The organism is Acidisoma sp. S159 (assembly GCF_009766125.1).
GTDB lineage: Bacteria > Pseudomonadota > Alphaproteobacteria > Acetobacterales > Acetobacteraceae > Acidisoma.
On record NZ_LMUG01000045.1, the window covers coordinates 18,550 to 34,939 of the forward strand.

The window sequence follows — 16,390 nt, forward strand, 5'->3', positions numbered from 1 at the left end:
ATCACACCCCTCAAGCCTTACGCAGCACCGCGCGTGCGCCGAGGTTGATCACCAATACCGTCAGCATCACCAGAAGCGCCGCCGCGAAGGCCAAGGCATGGGCCGAGGCGAAGGGCTGGTTGATGAAGCTCCAGATCACATAGGTGAGGTAGCCCACCGGCTCATGCGTGAAGCGGCCGTTCCAGACGTAGTTCGACCACCCGGCCGTGTAGATCAGGGGCGCCGTCTCGCCGACCGAGATCGCCAAAGCGAGGAGGATCGAGGTGACGATGCCCGGCCGCGCCACCGGCAGCAGGACGCGGATCACCACCATACTCTCCGTGGCACCAAGGGCATAGGCGGCTTCCCGCATCGGCACGGGGATCTGGCGCATCACCAGCTCCGTCAGCTTCGCCATGTAGGGCAGGATGATGATCGCGAGGGTGATCGCCGCGGCCAAGGCGGAGAACTGCCAGCCGAGCCAGATGACCATCGTGACATAGGAAAAATAGCCCAGCACGATCGAGGGCACGCCGGTCAGCACATCCGCAAGGAAGCGGACGAGCGACCCGAAGCGGCCATTGCCGAATTCGGCAAGGTAGATACCGCCGCCGACCCCCACCGGCACACCGATGATCAGCGCGCCGAGCGAAAGCAGCAAGGTGCCGGTTATCGCGTTGAGAAGCCCGCCGCTGACGCCTTGCGTGATCTGGGTGAAGAGCTGCGGCGTGAAGGCAGAAAAGCCGCGCACCACGACCAGCACGATGATATCAGCGAGCGGCACCGCCACCAGAAGGAAAGCGATGATGCAGAGGCACCAGCCGATGCTGCTGCGCGCGCGGCGCCATGATACCGAGCGTGGAACCGACTTGCCGATGGCGGCCTCGAGCATCGAGCCGCGTGTCGCGGAAAGGTCAGCCACGGGCGTTGCTCCCCGACCGGACCAGCAACCTGGCCACGGCATTGACGAGCACCGTGATCACGAAAAGCACGATGGCGATTTCGGCGAGCGACTGCACAGCCAGGCCGGAGGGATCCTGCTCGGCGCTGTCGAGCTGCGATAGGATGAAAGAGGCCATGGTACTGATCGGGCTCATGATCGAATGCGGCAGGTAGTTCAGCGCGCCGCCTGAGACCATCAGCACCGCCATGGTCTCCCCCAGGGCGCGGCCGAGACCGAGGATGACGGCGCCGATGATCGCCGGGCGGACCATCGGGAGCATGGTTCGGCTCACCATCTCGAACTTGGTGGTGCCCAGAGCATAGGCCGCTTCCTTCGCCTCGCGCGGAACGCGGGTAAGGGCGTCGTAGACGGTGATCGTGATGATCGGGATGACCATGAGCGCGAGCACGAGCGAGGCCGCGAGGAGGCCGAAGCCGCCGCCGCCAGAGGCGCCGAAGAAGGGGATGAAGCCGAGCACGGCGGCAATGGCCGGGGCGAAGACATGGGCGACGAGCGGTACCAGCACGGTGACACCCCAGAGGCCGTAAACCACACTCGGCACCACGGCGAGCATTTCGACCACGATGGCGAAGGGCGTGCGGAACTTCGCGCCGACACCCTCGGCTAGGAAGATCGAGATGCCGAGGCTGACCGGCACCGCGATAAGGAGCGCGATGCCCGAACTCAGCAGAGTGCCCGCGACAAAGACAAGGCTGCCGTATTGCGCCCCGATCGGCGCGAGTACGCCATGCTTCGGCACCGGATCGGCGTAAAGATTGCCGAGGTCCCAGGTCTTGGTGAAGAGGAAGCCGAGGCCGTTGAAGCGGATCGCGGGCCAGGCATAGATCAGCAGGAACAGCAGCACCGCGACGATCACGAGAGGGATGATCGCCGCCAGGCCCAAAAGCGCCAGGCGAAACGGACCGGGGCCGACGCCGCTGCGGATCCGTCGGGAGCCGACGCCTGGCCGGGCGACGCCTTCCGAGGTCACTCCGGCAGGCGTACCGATCATCCTCTCGCTCATCAGACTATGAAGCGATCTGCGCGATCTGGGCGCGGCTCATCGCGCGGATCTTCTCGGGCAGCGGGATGAAGTGCACGGCGTCCAGGTAGGACGCGGCGCTGCCGCCGGCGGGGTCGACGGCCCAATCGAGCAGGCCGCGGATCGCTTTCGCCATGGCTTCGCTGGACTGGCGGCTGCTTACGACGGCGTATTCATAGTTGATGATCGGATAGGCCTGGGGGCCGGGCGCGAAGATCAGGCTGATGCGCTGGTCCTTCGGGGTCTTGTCGATCTGACCCTCGGCGGCGGCGGTGACCGTCTCGGTGGTAGGCAGCAGGAAATTGCCGTCCTTGTTCTGCAGCATCGCGGTGCCGAGGCCGGCGGCTGTAATCTGCTTGGCGAAGCTCACGCCGATATAGGAGATCGAGTAGGGGTTCTGCTGCGTGGTCTGCACCATGCCGGGATTGCCGATGGCGCCGATGCCGCCTTGCAGCGCCGGCCAGCTGACGGTGGTGCCATAGGCGACGCTGTTCATCCAGTCGGGCGTCGAGAATGAAAGATACTGGGTGAAGATGAAGGTATCGCCGCTGCCGTCAGTGCGATGAAGCGGCACGATGCCGTGCTTGGGCAGAGCGACGCCGGGGTTCAGCTTGGCGATAGCCGGATCGTCCCAGGAGGTGATCTTGCCGCCATAGATGCCGGCGAGCACGGGGCCGCTGAGCTTGAGGTGGCCGCCATTGAGGCCGGGCAGATTATAGACGACGTTCTGCGCCGAGATGGCGAGCGGGATGTTCAGCAGGTTCGGGTTTTTGCGCATCATCGGCGTCGCGACGTAGGCGTCCGAAGCACCGATCTGCGCGATGCCGGCGACCGCCTGGGCGATTCCGGTGCCGCTGCCCGTGCTTTGAGTCGTCACGCGCAGGCCGGGCGAAGTCTTCTGGTAGCCGGCGACCCAAAGGTTGAAGAGCGGATAGAGGAGGCTCGACCCGGTTTCGAGGATTGTGACCGAATCGGCGGCATGAGCGCTCGGCAGGAGGTTCGGGGCAACGAGCAGCGCCGCGGCGACGCCGGTTGATCTCAGAAATTGCGCGCGGGTTAGCCGCGCGGCCCGAAGGCGGTCGGTCATGGGTAATCTCCAAAGCGGGGAGGCACGCGGCCAAGGCGGCTGCGGCCTCGCTTTAGGGTGGGATAGCTGGCGCGACGATGACAGTCGCGTTGCAGTTTTATGACATCGGCCCACGACCTCCCCGCGATGACGCGGCGACCGGCCAAGAAAATCGTGGCATGCCGAGGCGGATGGCGATAGTCGCTACCGCAGGCCCGCTTGCCAGAAGATAATTCTCCCCGAGGTCCGATGCATGGAACTTGAGTCGCTTGCCCCCGCGCATCCCGCGATCCGTCGCCACCCCGAACTTGGCCTGTTGATGGCCGGAATGGCGATCCGGACGGATGGACCGCTCGGTCTGCCGTTCACAGTCTCCGGACCCCGGCAAGTGACGTTCGGCGCCTCGGCCCTGCCGAGCGGGGCCGAGGCGCTGTTTCATCTACGCCATGGGCTGGAGCTAGGGTGGCTCAGCGGACTTTGCGCGGCGCCAGTCGCGGGGCTTGCCGCCGCCCGCTGCGCGGCGCTGGCGATCGGGCTGGAGACGGCGAGCGATGGCGGGGTTTCGTTGCCTGCCTGGATCGCGCCGCTGGCGGGGCGATCGGCCCCCGACCTCAGTCTGTGTCGCCTCATCTGGACCCGGCTTTCCGCGCACCAGCCGGCGGCGGCGGCCGAGGTGCTGGATCGGGCGGATCATGAGAGGCTGAGCGAGGCCTGGCCGCTGATCGGCCCGACGGAATGGCTGATGGAACAGGGCGGCGACATTCGCCTTGGGAACAACCCGATCACCGGGCTCAATGGCTATGGCTGCAGTCATCGGCCGCGCCCCTGGGCGATTACCTTCGCCTCCTCGACCGCTTCGTCCTGTTCGGAGCGCGGCTTTCGTGGTGCAGAAGAGGCACGGCGACGGATGATGGGTGGCGCGCTGCAAAGCCATCGGCGCGGGGCGGTGGCGGCGGAGACTGCGGCCATCCGCCGGGGGATCGCGGACTTTTATCGGCTGCCGCAGGGCGCGGGTGTCGTTCTCGCCGCCTCGGGCACGGATTGCGAACTGATCGCGCTTGCCTTGGCACAAGCGTCTGGACCTTTGCCCGTCACCAACATTCTGATCGCACCGGAGGAAACCGGGAGCGGCGTGCCGCTGGCGGCGGTGGGGCGGCACTTCGCGGTCGATGCCGCGGCGGGCGCCATGGTGCCAAAGGGTGAACCAATCGCCGGGTTTCGGCCGGGTACCAGCCTGGTCTCGATCCCGGTGCGCTCGGCCGATGGCGGGCCGCGCTCAGCGGCGGAGGTTGATGCGGATTGCGTGGCAGCGGTGAAGGCGGCGATCGCCACCGGACGGCGCCCATTGCTGCATGTTCTCGACGTTTCCAAGACCGGCCTGCGCGCGCCGAGCCTGGCCTGTGCCGAAGCACTCGGCGCGTGTTATGCCGGTGCCTTCGACATCGTGGTCGATGCCTGCCAGGCGCGACTAGAGGACGGCGCAGTACGCGGGTTCCTCGAGCGCGGCTGGATAGTGCTGGTCACCGGGTCGAAGTTCTTCACCGGGCCGCCCTTCGCTGGCGCGGTTGTGGCGCCGGGACGCGTCTTGGAGCGCCTGAACGGCGGAGAGCTGCCAAGCGGTCTCGTCGATTATAGCGACGCGCTGGAATGGCCGGAGGGCATTTTCGCCGCGACGGCCCTGGACAGCGCGGGTAATCATGGACTTTGCCTGCGCTGGCACGCGGCGCTAGCCGAGATGGAGGCCTATGCGGCGGTTCCTCCCGCAGCGCGCAAAGCGCTGCTGCATCGCTTCATTCGGCATGTCGAAGGGGCGATCGCGGAGCATTCCGAACTGCAAGCGGTCCGTCTGCAACCGGACGCCGTGTCTGTCAGCGAATGGACGGAGACCGATACGATTCGCTGCTTCGCGATGCGGCGCCCCGCGGTGTCTGGTTTCCTGGATCTGGCCGAGGCGCGGCGGGTGTATCATTGGCTCAACGCGGATCTCGGCGAAGCGCTGCCCGAGAGCCTGATACGCGGGCCGGCGGAACGCGCGGCGATACGGCGGCGGTGCCATATCGGTCAGCCGGTGGCGATCGGGATCGGCGGCGAGCCCGCTGCCGTGTTGCGAGTGTCGGCCGGTGCCCGGCTGGTCTCGGGCGAGCCTTCGATGGCGCCACTGCCACCCAGTGCCCGGATGGACAGGGAGACGGCGGATGTGACGGTGTTGTTCCTCAAGCTCGTCATGATCTTGCGGCATTACGACCGCCTCGCCGTGGCCAATCCGCAGCCGACCTTCTCCTGATCACCGGTTGAGGATTCGAGCCGATCCCTGCACCGCGTTGCGGCGAAACGGCCCGCGCATTGCTGCGACGGGCCGTGTCGAGGAACGATCGCCTTTTGGCGACGCGCCTTTAGTAAAGCGTGGTCGACGCTCGACCGATTAGGTTGACGGCGGGAAGAGCGTGTGGGTTATGCCGAAGAGATTGATCGTCGTGCCATCTGTGAGCTTGATCACGTCCGAGCCATTGACGACTCCTTCGGACTTGATCGCATTGCCCACATAATTGCCGAATATGATCTTGTCCCCTTCTGTCAGGTTATAGATCGTTTCTACGCCGCCAGCGTGACCGGCCAGGAACGAGTAGGTATCGTTTCCGGTGCCGCCACCAATGACCGTGGAGCTTCCTGTCCCGCCTACAACAGTATCGGCAGCCTTATTCAGCCCGATTAGAGCAGTTGTAGTGCCTACTGAATTGGTAGCGGTAATGCCCGCTGGATCCGGACTGGTGCTGAAAAGCTCGGGGCCCGTACCCGTGACGCCGACCATGAGGGAGGTTCCGGTGCCGCCGATGAGGGTGATGGGACCACTTCCGCGCGCGAACTCGACGTCGTTGAAACCACCGCCAATTGTCGACGAACCAGTGCCCGACCCACCCACGAGTGTGTTGTTGCCTGCCCCGCCCGCAAGGAAGGTCGACGCCGAGCCAGTGCCGCCGAACAAGGTAGAATGACCGCTGCCACCGATGACGGAGACAGCGCCAGCACCACCAACGAAGTAGAGATTGCCGCCACCCGAGCCATTCACGACCACCGGGCCGCTGCTACCACCGATGATGGTGTTGCTGCCCGAACTGGCCGTTATGGTGTCGGAACCGCCAGCATAGATTTTATCGTCGCCGGTGCCGGTGTTGAAGGATGTGCCGGACGACAGACCGCCTTGCAGGAATACATCGAGATCGCCGCTGCCGGTGACGGTGTCGCCGCCCGCCAGGTCATAGAAGGACTGGTAGTCAGATGGAACGGTCGTGTCTGTCACGCCCGTAAGCAAGGCCAGCGTCGCATTTGGCGACAGGGATGCATCAGGAACAGATCCCACACCGCTGTAGTCGGCGGTGTTGGCGCCGATTGCGTCGCCAGTTCCGAAGAAGCTGGCGAAATCGGCTTGCGCAAATCCGTTATAGGCTGAGCTTGGGCCTGTAAAATTAAATGGAGCTAGAGCCCCACCCACGGTCACGCCAGTCATTCAATGCCTCCTTAAAACGCACCCAAAGGGCAGCAATCCCGGGATGCACATACGTTACGATATAGTAATTTAATAGGTCGAACGGGTGCTGCATCGCAACTGAAATTCACGCCGTTGCGATGCTCGGATTGCTCAAAGATTAAGGTTTACGCGCGGGTTTAGCGATGAGGCCCGTCGCTAGCAGCGACCAACCTTCGAGCGAGGCGCAGCATCTCCTGGCGATCCGTTTCTCTTAACTGTCTATACAGTCTCAATAAGGCCCATTCATCGGCGGTCTCGGCATTGTCCGCCCAGGGCCCCGAATCGCCATTCAGCAGAAAGCCCAACGACACGCCGAGCACCGCCGCGACGCGTGTCAGATTGGCGCGCACCTGCCCCGTGCGCTCCGTCTCCCACTGTGCCACCGCACTTCGGGATACGCCGACATTGTGAGCCAAGGCTTCCTGCGTCAGACCGAGCGCTTGACGCGCCTCCCGTATCCGGGAACCGATCTGTGGCTGCCCCTGTGTGGGGCGGAAAATCCGATCCGCCGTCAAAACCGACATTGCACACCCACTTTCGTTGCGATTGCATTTCAATGTTAGTTGCACTAACATATCGTTTACGTACGCAGAGGGGAGGTCATCTTGTTATTTAACCAGAATGTTCCGCCTACGGATGGGAACCTAGTTCATCCCATACCGCTCGCTCAAGCGCTATTTGCCGACCAAGCATGGAACGACGTGGAGGAGGCCGCGCGCGCGCCGCTACCCCCCGGTCATCCGCGCAGCTGGGCGATCCTGGTCCGCGGCACACTGCTGGAGGACGAGGCCTATCGCCTTGGATCCCCGACCGATCGCTCGACAGAGTCACGGGCGGAGCCCCGGTCGTGACCGGACGTCGGACGTCACCGGAGATTGAGGCGCTGGTGGCGCTGCTTGAGGAAGCCGGCGCAACGCTGCTCTCCTTGCCGCCCTCCGGCTATTCGACCGCGCTTCGCAGCGGCGCGCTTCCCTTCGTCCGCGAAGCGGGCGATGCCTATGGCTGGGACAATGGACCACTTCGGCCGCCGGTGCCCTCCGCGGCACGCATCAGCCGGATGGACGCGACCTTCGCCAAGATCCTGCTGATCCCCGAGGATCGGCTGCTGCTACGCCGCGTCGTGGGATGCCGGGCGCTGGTGCATCCGCTTACCGGCCGCCATCTGTACGCCTGGCGGCGGCTAGCCGAGATGTTGGGATCCGATCATAAGGCCGTGCAGCGCTGGCACATGGCGGGAATCGACCTTATCCTGCTCGCTCTACGTGCCAGGGCCGTGACCCTCTCTGCCACAAACCAGCAAGGCAAGTTATACAGCCTCACCGCGGCGGGCTTGCCGCCCTAGCTAAGGACCAGGTTACAGCGTGACGATAGAGACGCGGATACTTTGCCTCGCGGACCGGCTTTCCGTGGCAACCGGCCTGGGCACCCGCGCCCTCGAAGCCGACAGTCTGATCGACGCGGCACTCTCCCGCACCCCTGACGTCTCATTCGGGGCGGACGCGGACAGCAACCGCGTCCGAGAGTCCCTGGGCAGGCTCTGTGATGCACTCGACCGGGAAGCCGGTCTCTCGCTGGTCGGGCGTATAGCGGCGCGCTGGGATGCCCTGCGATGTCTCGGCAACCTGCTCCGCTTGCGGGAGGAGGAGCGGCGAAGACCGGAGATCGCCGCAGTTGCGATCGACCAGCCGCTCATCATCACCGGCCTGCCACGCAGCGGCACGACCTTCCTCCACCGCCTGCTGGATTGCGACACCGCAAATCTCAGCCCAAGCTGTTGGCAGGTGATGGCGCCCTACCCGCCCCGCCGCGGCGCCGATCGCCGCGTCCGGGCGACCGAACGCCAGCTACAAAGCTTCGCGCGGATGGCGCCCGATTTCCGCAGCGTGCATCCGCTTTCGGCCAGCATGCCGCAGGAATGCACCGAGATCACCGCCCAGGTGTTCCAGTCGCTGCGCTACGACACCACCTTCCGCATTCCATCATATCTCGCCTGGCTCGATGCCGAGGGGCACCGCGACGCCTATCGTTTCCACAAGCGCTTCCTGCAGCATTTGCAGTTCCAGCGCGGCAAGGCGGCCGGTGAGACGCGCTGGGTGCTAAAATGCCCCGACCATGTTTTCGCGCTCGATGCCGTCCGCGCGGTCTATCCCGACGCGCGGATCGTTTTCGTCCATCGCGACCCCCCAAAGGTGCTGGCTTCGGTGGCGCGGTTGACCGAGATCCTGCGAGGCCCCTTTGCCCGCGTGATCAGCCGCGAGGAAATCGGCCATCAGGTCGCGGCACGCTGGGAACAGGGTGCGCGCGCCATGATCGCCGCGGCGCCAGCCGGCCGTAACGGCGGCGACGGCATCTTTCATGTGCAGTACAAGGATTTCGCGCGCGAACCTTTGGGGACCATCAAGGATCTATATAGCTATTTCGACATGCCTCTGGACGAGCACGCCTCGTCAAGGATGGCGGCTGAGGTCGCTGACCGCCCGCGAGGTGGCTACGGCGCGAACATCTACAATTTGCGCGACCATGGGTTGGAGCTGACACAAGAACGCGCCCGGTTCCTGGACTACACGGCCCATTTCGATATCGCGGCTGAGGCGCAGGCGTCCTAGTCTTTACGATTGGGTAACATTTTCCTTGACGGGCGCCCCATATTTCGGTATAGAAATAAGTATGATGGTGGTTTGCGCGGCACGGTGAGTTGAACCGGGCGCCGAGGCAGCGGCATCTAATCGCATTCTCTAATTCCATTCTCGCAGTGACGTGCGGCGCAGATTCTTTGCCGCACGCCGCTGCGTATTTATTCCCAACCATCCAGTCTTACAGGGTGGCAGCTTCGCGGCGCCCGGTAGCCAACGCCGGGAGGTCAGCACGCTGCATGGCGGTGGTTCCCAGTCTGCTCGAATGGGCAGAGATCGCGCTTGAGGCCTATGGGCAAAAGCCCGCCGACCATCACCGACTTTTGCTGGCGAAGCTGGATGCCGCGAGTCGCGGTGAGATCGAGCGACTGATGGTGTTGATGCCGCCGGGATCGGCGAAATCGACCTACGCCTCGGTTTTGTTTCCGGCATGGTGGTTCGCCGCGCATCCGCGTTCCGCGATGATCGCCACTTCGCATACGGAAAGCCTCGCCAGCCATTTCGGGCGGCGGACGCGGCAGCTGATACAGGCGCACGCGGGCACACTGGGCTATAAACTGGAGCCCGACGAACGAGCGGCGCATCGCTGGCGCACCTCGCGCGGGGGCGAGTATTTCGCGACGGGTATGCGCGGACCGATCGCCGGACGCCGCGCCGACCTGGCAATCATCGACGATCCGGTGAAGTCCTTTGCGGAGGCGGATTCGCCGACCGCGCGGGAGCATGCATGGCAATGGTATCGCGCCGATCTGGTGCCTCGCCTCAAGCCGCGCGGCCGCATCATTCTGGTGATGACGCGCTGGCATCAGGACGATCTGGGCGGCCGGATCCTCGACACCGAGAAGAACTGGACGGTGGTGCGGCTTCCCGCCTTGGCCGAAGCAGAGGACCCGCTGGGTCGCCAGCCGGGTGATGCGCTCTGGCCGGAATGGGAAGATGCAGCGGCGATCGAGCGCAAACGCCTGGTCGTCGGCGACCGCACCTTCTCCGCGCTCTACCAGCAGGACCCCAAGCCGCAGAGCGGCGGCCTGTTTCTGGTCGATCGCATCCCGACCCTCGAACACGCGGCGGAAGACTCTGTCGCGGCAGTGCGCGCCTGGGACCTTGCCGCGGCGATCCCTGGGCCGGGACGCGATCCGGATTGGACCGTTGGACTGCGGCTGGAGCGTGATGCGGAGGGCAACCTTCTCGTGACCGACGTGCAGCGCCTGCGCGGTTCGCCGGGGGAGGTAGAGGCGGTGATCTTGGCGAGTGCGCGCGAGGATGGCGCGGAGGTGCTGATTTCCCTGCCGCAAGATCCAGGCCAGGCGGGGCGTGCGCAGGTCGCTTATCTGACGCGGCGCCTAGCTGGTTTTCGTGTGACGGCGACGCCGGAAACAGGCTCGAAGATCACCCGTGCGTCGCCCGTTGCCGCCCAGGTTGAGGCCGGCAATCTGCGTCTGCTGCGCGGGCGCTGGAACCTGCCGTTCCTCGATGAGCTACGGGACTTCCCGCATGGCAACAAGGACGACCAGGTCGATGCGCTGTCTCGCGCCTTCATGACGCTGCTGCCGCCGGATGCGCCGACGCGACGCCTGCATATTCCCCATCTCGGGCGCTAACCACTCTTCCCATCCGCGAGGCCGCTCATGTTCGATACGATTCGCGCGCTCATTCCGCGCGACCCGGACTATCCGCCGCGCGTCGCCACGCTCGACCTCCTGCGGCGGACCTTGAACGGCACGCTGTACGACGTGCTGCCCTATCAGTTTCATGAGGAGCGCTCGGCGAGCGGCGAGTATATCCCGCTGCGCGACCGCCGCCCTTCCGTGCGTTATGCCCTGCCGCGCATCGTGGTGGAGGATAGTGTCGCCCTGCTGTTCAGCGAGGGGCACTTCCCGGCGATCGATTCGCCCGATGCCGATATTCGCGGCTTCTTCGCGGATCTGGTGCAGGAGACTGGGCTTAACGAGATCATGATCGATGCGGCGATCCGTGGCTCGATCGGATCGGTGGCGTTGCTGCTGCGCATATTGAAGGGCCGCGTCTTCGTCTCCGTGCTCGACAGCATTTTCCTCACGCCAGTCTGGCAAACGGAAGCCCCCGATACTCTTGCTTCCGTCACCGAGCGCTACAAGGTGCAGGGCGCCGTGCTGGCGGCACAGGGCTATGCGATCGAGGATCCTGGCGCCGACTATTGGTTCATGCGCCGCTGGGATGCGGAGGCCGAGACGTGGTTCCAGCCCTGGCCCGTCAGTTGGCCGGCGGAACTCGCACCTGAGATCGATGCGGCGCGCACGTTGAGCCATGATCTCGGCTTCGTTCCGCTCGTCTGGATACGCAACCTGCCCGGCGGGACGGGCTTAGGTGGCGGCGAGATCGATGGGGCCGCGACGTTCCGCGCCGCCATCGAGACCGGCATCGAAATCGACTACCAGCTATCGCAAGCAGGTCGCGGGCTGAAATACAGCTCCGACCCGACACTGCTCATCAAGGAGCCGGCGACACCCGATCGCGAGATCATCAAAGGTGCCGGCAATGCCTTGGTCGTCAGCAAGGATGGCGACGCACGGCTGCTGGAGATCGGCGGCACGGCGGCGAATGCGGTCATCGATTATGTTCGCGCGCTGCGGGAATTTGCGCTGGAAAGCGTACACGGCAATCGCGCGAGCGCAGACCGTATTGCCGCCGCACAGTCAGGCCGCGCGCTCGAACTCATGAACCAAGGGCTTATCTGGCTCGCCGACAATCTCCGCATCTCCTATGGCGAGAGCGGGCTTCTGCCTCTGGCACGGATGATCGCGCGGGCGACGGAACGCTACACCATCACGGTGATGGGGCGTGCCGCGCCGCCAATCAGCGAAGGTAGCCGGCTCTCGCTGCGGTGGCGGCCCTGGTATCCGTCCTCGCCCGCCGACCGTTTGGCCGAAGCGCAGACCCTGCAGACGCTCTGCGCGGCCGGGCTGATCAGCCGGGAGACGGCGACCCGTTCGCTGGCCGACACCTACGGCATCGCGGATGTCGCCGCCGAACTTTCCAGCATCGCAAAGGACACACAGACCTCATGACGACGGCTGACGGCACATTTCCGGCCACCGAGACGCCGGCCGGCGAGACCATGGAGGCGTTGCGGATGCGCGCGGCGCAGCTTGAGCAACAGGTACGCTCGCTCGGCGAACAGTCGCGGGCCAATCTCATTCGCGCCGAGCTGAAGGCCGAGGCGCTGCGCGCCGGCATGGTCGATCTCGATGGGCTCAAGCTCATCGATCCGGCAGAGCTTTCCTGGACGGAGGGCGGCGAGGTCGAAGGGGCCGCGGCGCTCATTCAACGTTTCCGGCGGGCGAAGCCTTGGCTGTTTGCTTCCGGTTCCAGCGCCATCGCCGCCGCGCCACCGCCTTCCCAGCCGCCGCGTCAGAAGGCGGCCTTAGAGATGAGCCACGACGAATATCGCATCGCCCGCGCTGCCCTGCTGCGACGCCTCTAAGCGCGACGCGCCTTCTCACACCAGCCACGCACGAGGATCCTCATGGGCATCCAGAACTTCCCAACCGCTTTGCAACCGATCATCCAGCAAGGGTTCCTGGAGCGCGAGTTCCAGCAAGCCCTGCGATCCCGCCTCGGTTACCGAGCCGTGGCCGATCGAGAGGAAATCGCTGTCGGCATCGGTGAGACGCTGACCAAGACGCGCGCCGGGCTTAAGCCAAGCGTGACGACGCCGCTGGCGCCCGCACTCAACACCAATCTCGACAATGGGCTGACGCCGACCGGCTGGGGCGTTGAGCAATATACGCTGACGCTCAACTTCTACGCCGCGACCGCTGATCTCAACATGGTGACGAGCCGCGTTGGTATCGCGAGCCAGTTCCTGCAGAACGCCTATACCAATGGCGAGCAGGCGGCACGCAGCCTGGATGAGCTGGCGCGCAACGCCCTGTTCCAGGCGTATTTCGGCGGCAATACCCGGGTGGCGACAGCACTGGGCAGCGCCGGTCCGACGATCGCGGTGGATGATGTCCGCGGTTTCCAGAGCGTCTTCGTCAACGGCATCCAGGTGCCGGTTTCCTCCGCTAATCCGCTCACTGTCGCGGTGGGCGCGGGTATCTACACACTCAACGGCGTGGCGCTGGACTCGCCGAGTGTTTCGACCGCGCCCAATGGTCTTTCGGGATCACTGACATTCAGCAGCAATGTCTCGCTCGGCGACGGCGCGCTCGGCAGTACCGTGCAGGCCGCTACTGCGAGCGCCATTCTGCGGCCAGCCGGGCGGGGCAATACCTCGCTGCTGCAAGCGAATGACAGTCTCAGCATGGCCAATCTGCTCGATGCGGTGGCGACTTTGCGAAAGAATGCGGTGCCGGAGATCGATGGGGTTTACAATTGCTACCTCGATCCCGTCTCCGCGCGGCAGCTTTTCGCCGATCCGGACTTCAAGACATTGTTCACCGGCGCGACCTCCGCCAATACCGTGTTCCAAGAAGGCGCTGTGCGAGACTTCCTCGGCCTGCGCTTCATTCCAACGACCGAGACTTTCGTGCAGCCGCATCCGCTGGTGGCGGGTCTCACCGTGCGGCGCCCAATCGTCTGCGGCCAGGGCGCGCTGATCGAGGGCGACTTCGCGGGCATCGATGCCGATGACGTGGCGCCGAGGGATTCGATTGTCACCATCGTCGATGGCGTCGCCATGGTGACGCGGGAACCGATTGACCGGCTGCAGCAGATCATCGCACAAAGCTGGTACTGGATTGGCGGTTTCTGCGCGCCTTCGGACACCACAACCACGCCGCTGACCGTGCCGACCGCGACGAATGCGAGCTTCAAGCGCGCCGTCATGGTCGAGCATGTGGGGTAGCGCGCCATGGCGAGCGGCAGCGTCTCCCCGTTCAACCCTGAGGCCACGGTCTCCATCGCGGCAACCACGACCAGCGCCACGGCGGCGATCCCCGGCACCGGCCCGACGCTTCTCGTCTACAACGCGAGCGCCGCGATCGGCTTTCTGCGCTTAGGCACCGGCACGCTCACGGCGCTGGCGACGGATCTGCCGGTGCCCTCGGGCGCGCAAATGTTGTTGAGCGTGAGCCCCACGGTAACGGCGGCGGCGGTGATCCTGAGTTCCGGCAGCGGCACAATCTATGTGTCGCGCGGTACCGGCTCCGCGCTTTGACCTAAGCCAAAGTTAGGAAACCGATGAGCTTCACCGACGCGCAGCGCACGGATATCCGGCGTTTCTGCGGCTATCCGGCCTATGGCGCCGGGGCCAGCGGTTTCCAGGGCTGGCGGTTCTTCCAGGCCTATGGGCTCCTCGAATATCGGCTTAGCAATCTGGCACCGGCGGAGGAGTCGGTCGTGCTGCAGTATCTCGCGACGCTCACGGGGCTCGAGCAGGCTGTACCGGGAGCGGGACAGAACCTCGACACTGACCAGGCGGCGGTCTGGACACATAATCGCAGTGAGGTCGCCGACCGCACCTCACTATTCGATCTTTGGCGCCGCCGCCTGGCCGCTTTCCTCGGTGTGCCGCCAGGACCCGCCTTCGCCGATCCCGGCATCGTGCTGGTGGTGTGATGGAGAGCTATCGGCTGCAGGACGCCGTCTCGCGCGGGCTGGGTCGCGCCGCGCTGCGGCTAGGCGAGAGCTATGATGCGTATCGGCCAGCGGATCCCTTCGCGCCGATCACGCCACGCAGCTTTTTCCTTCGGCTGGACGTGGCATTTCATGGCGAGGACCAAACCTGGAACCGCAGTGCGCGTTATGGCGTGCCGGTATGGTTCGGCGTCTATGACAGCGCCTATACGCAGGTGGGCGATTATCTCGTGGGGCCGCTCGGCACTTTCTTCATTGCCGCTCAGCCGCCGCTCCTCCCGCCGGTTTGCGTGCAGACCAATCGGGTATTGAGCGTGGTCCGGCCGAGTGGCGCGCCGAGCGCCGGCTTGAATCCTTATGGCGGCGTGACGGCGGGAAGCGAGACCGTGTTGCTGCGCGACTGGCCGGCAAGCGTGTTGGCCGGCGGCGCGGGACGCGGGGTAGGTGAATTGCCGGGAGAAACGGCCGCGGGGCGCTGGGTCGTGCTGCTGCCCGCCCTCCGTGGTGACCGGAATGTTGTTTTGCGCCCACACGACATCCTGACAGACGAGACCGGCGCGATCTCCACCATTACCGAAGCTGAATATACCGCGCTGGGCTGGCGTCTTAACGTGACGCAGGCGCAAGTGTGATGGCGGACCAGTCGGATGTCGAGACGGCGCTGGCGGCGGCGGTAACCGCCGCGCTTTATCCGAATGGCGCGAACCAGGCTTCGGGCGTCGCTGGGGCGGAAACCTCCCGCATTTATCGCGGCTGGCCGGCTTCCGCCGCGCTCGACGCCGATCTTGCGGCCGGGATCGTCAATGTCACGATTTACCCGTCCCCGGCCCCGCCGCGCGAAACCACGCGCTATCCACCGACCTGGCAAGTGCCGACATTGATCACTCCAACGCTTACGGTGGCAATCAGCGGCGTATCTGTGACTTTTGGGGGCCAGCCGGCGAGCGGCCAGGTAGCGGGGGTCGCGGTGGATGGAGCGACATACAGCTACGCGGTGCAGGCGACGGATACCACGGCCTCCGTCGCCGCATCGCTCGCGGCGCCGGCCCGTGCGGCGGGGCGCATCGTGCAACTCAGCGGTGCGACGCTCGGCCTGCCTGGTGCTGGGCACATTCTTGCCCGCGTCGTGCAAAGCCAGAGTGCGATCCGGGAGACCCGGCGGCAGCGCCAGGAGTTCAAGGTCATCTGCTGGTGCCCGACGCCTATGCTGCGCGACCAGGTCGCCGGGGCGATCGATTCCGCACTGTCGGGACTTTACTTCCTGACACTTGCTGATGGCACCGGCGGCAGATTGACGCTCGGGGGTGGTGCTACCAGCGACCAGGCCGAGACCGCGCGGATGTATCGCCGGGATCTCGTCTACCTCGTGGACTATCCGACAACCGAAGCAAGCATATTGCCCAGCATGCTGTTCGGCACTGGAACGCTCGGTTCCACCGCTGGGGCCATCGCGCCGCTGCTCGGCTGACAGATCAGGAGATCGCATTATGAAGCTTGTGGTGGTGAAGCCTTTCGCGGGCCTCGCCCGAGGAGACGTGATCACGGATAAGGACCGGATCGACGCCATCCTCAAGGGTGAGAACGCCCTGCATGTCGTCCGGGTCACGACACAAGGCGGCGCGGCCGGCGGGGGGAAATAGAC

Annotated in this window: 17 protein-coding genes; 12 read left to right on the plus strand and 5 right to left on the minus strand. The window is 65.0% G+C overall.

The features are described 5' to 3' along the window. Nucleotides 1–10: 10 nt before the first annotated feature. From pstA to pstS, 3 genes are read right to left on the minus strand one after another with little or no spacing between them, the layout of a single operon-like run. Complete coding sequence (pstA, locus tag GSQ92_RS13275; RefSeq protein WP_254065429.1) at nucleotides 11–901, minus strand: phosphate ABC transporter permease PstA; 891 nt, start codon at nucleotides 899–901, stop codon at nucleotides 11–13. Beyond that, complete coding sequence (gene pstC, locus GSQ92_RS13280) at nucleotides 894–1,934, minus strand: phosphate ABC transporter permease subunit PstC (protein ID WP_158800825.1); 1,041 nt, start codon at nucleotides 1,932–1,934, stop codon at nucleotides 894–896. Before pstC ends, pstA begins: the two co-directional genes overlap by 8 nt. A 16-nt stretch (nucleotides 1,935–1,950) precedes the next feature. Further along, nucleotides 1,951–3,051 (minus strand): phosphate ABC transporter substrate-binding protein PstS, encoded by a 1,101-nt coding sequence (gene pstS / locus GSQ92_RS13285; protein ID WP_158800826.1) that lies wholly within the window; start codon nucleotides 3,049–3,051, stop codon nucleotides 1,951–1,953. A 232-nt stretch (nucleotides 3,052–3,283) separates the two neighbouring features. On the opposite strand from pstS, the gene GSQ92_RS13290 reads away from it, so the two are divergent. After that, nucleotides 3,284–5,314 (plus strand): hypothetical protein, encoded by a 2,031-nt coding sequence (locus GSQ92_RS13290; RefSeq protein WP_158800827.1) that lies wholly within the window; start codon nucleotides 3,284–3,286, stop codon nucleotides 5,312–5,314. A 138-nt stretch (nucleotides 5,315–5,452) separates the two neighbouring features. Here the strand turns inward: GSQ92_RS13290 and GSQ92_RS13295 are convergent, their stop codons facing one another. Further along, complete coding sequence (locus tag GSQ92_RS13295) at nucleotides 5,453–6,535, minus strand: calcium-binding protein (protein ID WP_158800828.1); 1,083 nt, start codon at nucleotides 6,533–6,535, stop codon at nucleotides 5,453–5,455. A gap of 158 nt (nucleotides 6,536–6,693) precedes the next feature. Beyond that, a complete protein-coding gene (locus tag GSQ92_RS13300) occupies nucleotides 6,694–7,080 on the minus strand; it encodes a helix-turn-helix domain-containing protein (protein WP_158800829.1) in 387 nt (128 codons plus the stop codon). Nucleotides 7,081–7,403: 323 nt separating this feature from the next. Here GSQ92_RS13300 and GSQ92_RS13305 point away from each other — a divergent pair, with 323 nt between their 5' ends. From GSQ92_RS13305 to GSQ92_RS29825, 11 genes are all read left to right on the plus strand, one after another. Beyond that, the gene (locus GSQ92_RS13305) at nucleotides 7,404–7,898 is read left to right on the plus strand and encodes a DUF6362 family protein (protein ID WP_158800830.1); all 495 of its coding nucleotides are present in this window, start codon (nucleotides 7,404–7,406) and stop codon (nucleotides 7,896–7,898) included. A 19-nt stretch (nucleotides 7,899–7,917) separates the two neighbouring features. Beyond that, nucleotides 7,918–9,162 (plus strand): sulfotransferase, encoded by a 1,245-nt coding sequence (locus tag GSQ92_RS13310; protein ID WP_159013583.1) that lies wholly within the window; start codon nucleotides 7,918–7,920, stop codon nucleotides 9,160–9,162. Between the two features lie 266 nt (nucleotides 9,163–9,428). Continuing rightward, nucleotides 9,429–10,790: a phage terminase large subunit gene (gene terL, locus GSQ92_RS13315; RefSeq protein ID WP_158800832.1), complete on the plus strand. Its 1,362-nt coding sequence runs from the start codon at nucleotides 9,429–9,431 to the stop codon at nucleotides 10,788–10,790. Between the two features lie 27 nt (nucleotides 10,791–10,817). Beyond that, nucleotides 10,818–12,236, plus strand: coding sequence for a phage portal protein (locus tag GSQ92_RS13320; RefSeq protein WP_159013584.1), 1,419 nt, complete (start codon nucleotides 10,818–10,820; stop codon nucleotides 12,234–12,236). Continuing rightward, complete coding sequence (locus tag GSQ92_RS13325; protein WP_158800833.1) at nucleotides 12,233–12,652, plus strand: hypothetical protein; 420 nt, start codon at nucleotides 12,233–12,235, stop codon at nucleotides 12,650–12,652. Before GSQ92_RS13320 ends, GSQ92_RS13325 begins: the two co-directional genes overlap by 4 nt. A 42-nt stretch (nucleotides 12,653–12,694) precedes the next feature. Beyond that, entirely contained in the window at nucleotides 12,695–14,017 is a 1,323-nt protein-coding gene (locus tag GSQ92_RS13330; RefSeq protein WP_159013585.1) for a DUF4043 domain-containing protein, read from the plus strand. A 6-nt stretch (nucleotides 14,018–14,023) separates the two neighbouring features. After that, on the plus strand, nucleotides 14,024–14,329 hold the full coding sequence (locus GSQ92_RS13335; protein WP_159013586.1) for a hypothetical protein: 306 nt from the start codon (nucleotides 14,024–14,026) through the stop codon (nucleotides 14,327–14,329). A gap of 23 nt (nucleotides 14,330–14,352) precedes the next feature. Beyond that, nucleotides 14,353–14,730, plus strand: a complete 378-nt coding sequence (locus tag GSQ92_RS13340) for a hypothetical protein (RefSeq protein WP_159013587.1) — start codon at nucleotides 14,353–14,355, stop codon at nucleotides 14,728–14,730. Next, nucleotides 14,730–15,380 carry a hypothetical protein gene (locus tag GSQ92_RS13345; protein ID WP_159013588.1) on the plus strand — a complete coding sequence of 217 codons (651 nt, stop codon included), beginning with the start codon at nucleotides 14,730–14,732 and terminating at the stop codon, nucleotides 15,378–15,380. Before GSQ92_RS13340 ends, GSQ92_RS13345 begins: the two co-directional genes overlap by 1 nt. Beyond that, the gene (locus GSQ92_RS13350) at nucleotides 15,380–16,216 is read left to right on the plus strand and encodes a hypothetical protein (RefSeq protein ID WP_159013589.1); all 837 of its coding nucleotides are present in this window, start codon (nucleotides 15,380–15,382) and stop codon (nucleotides 16,214–16,216) included. Before GSQ92_RS13345 ends, GSQ92_RS13350 begins: the two co-directional genes overlap by 1 nt. 19 nt (nucleotides 16,217–16,235) lie before the next feature. Beyond that, the gene (locus GSQ92_RS29825; protein WP_174247813.1) at nucleotides 16,236–16,388 is read left to right on the plus strand and encodes a hypothetical protein; all 153 of its coding nucleotides are present in this window, start codon (nucleotides 16,236–16,238) and stop codon (nucleotides 16,386–16,388) included. Nucleotides 16,389–16,390: the final 2 nt, after the last annotated feature.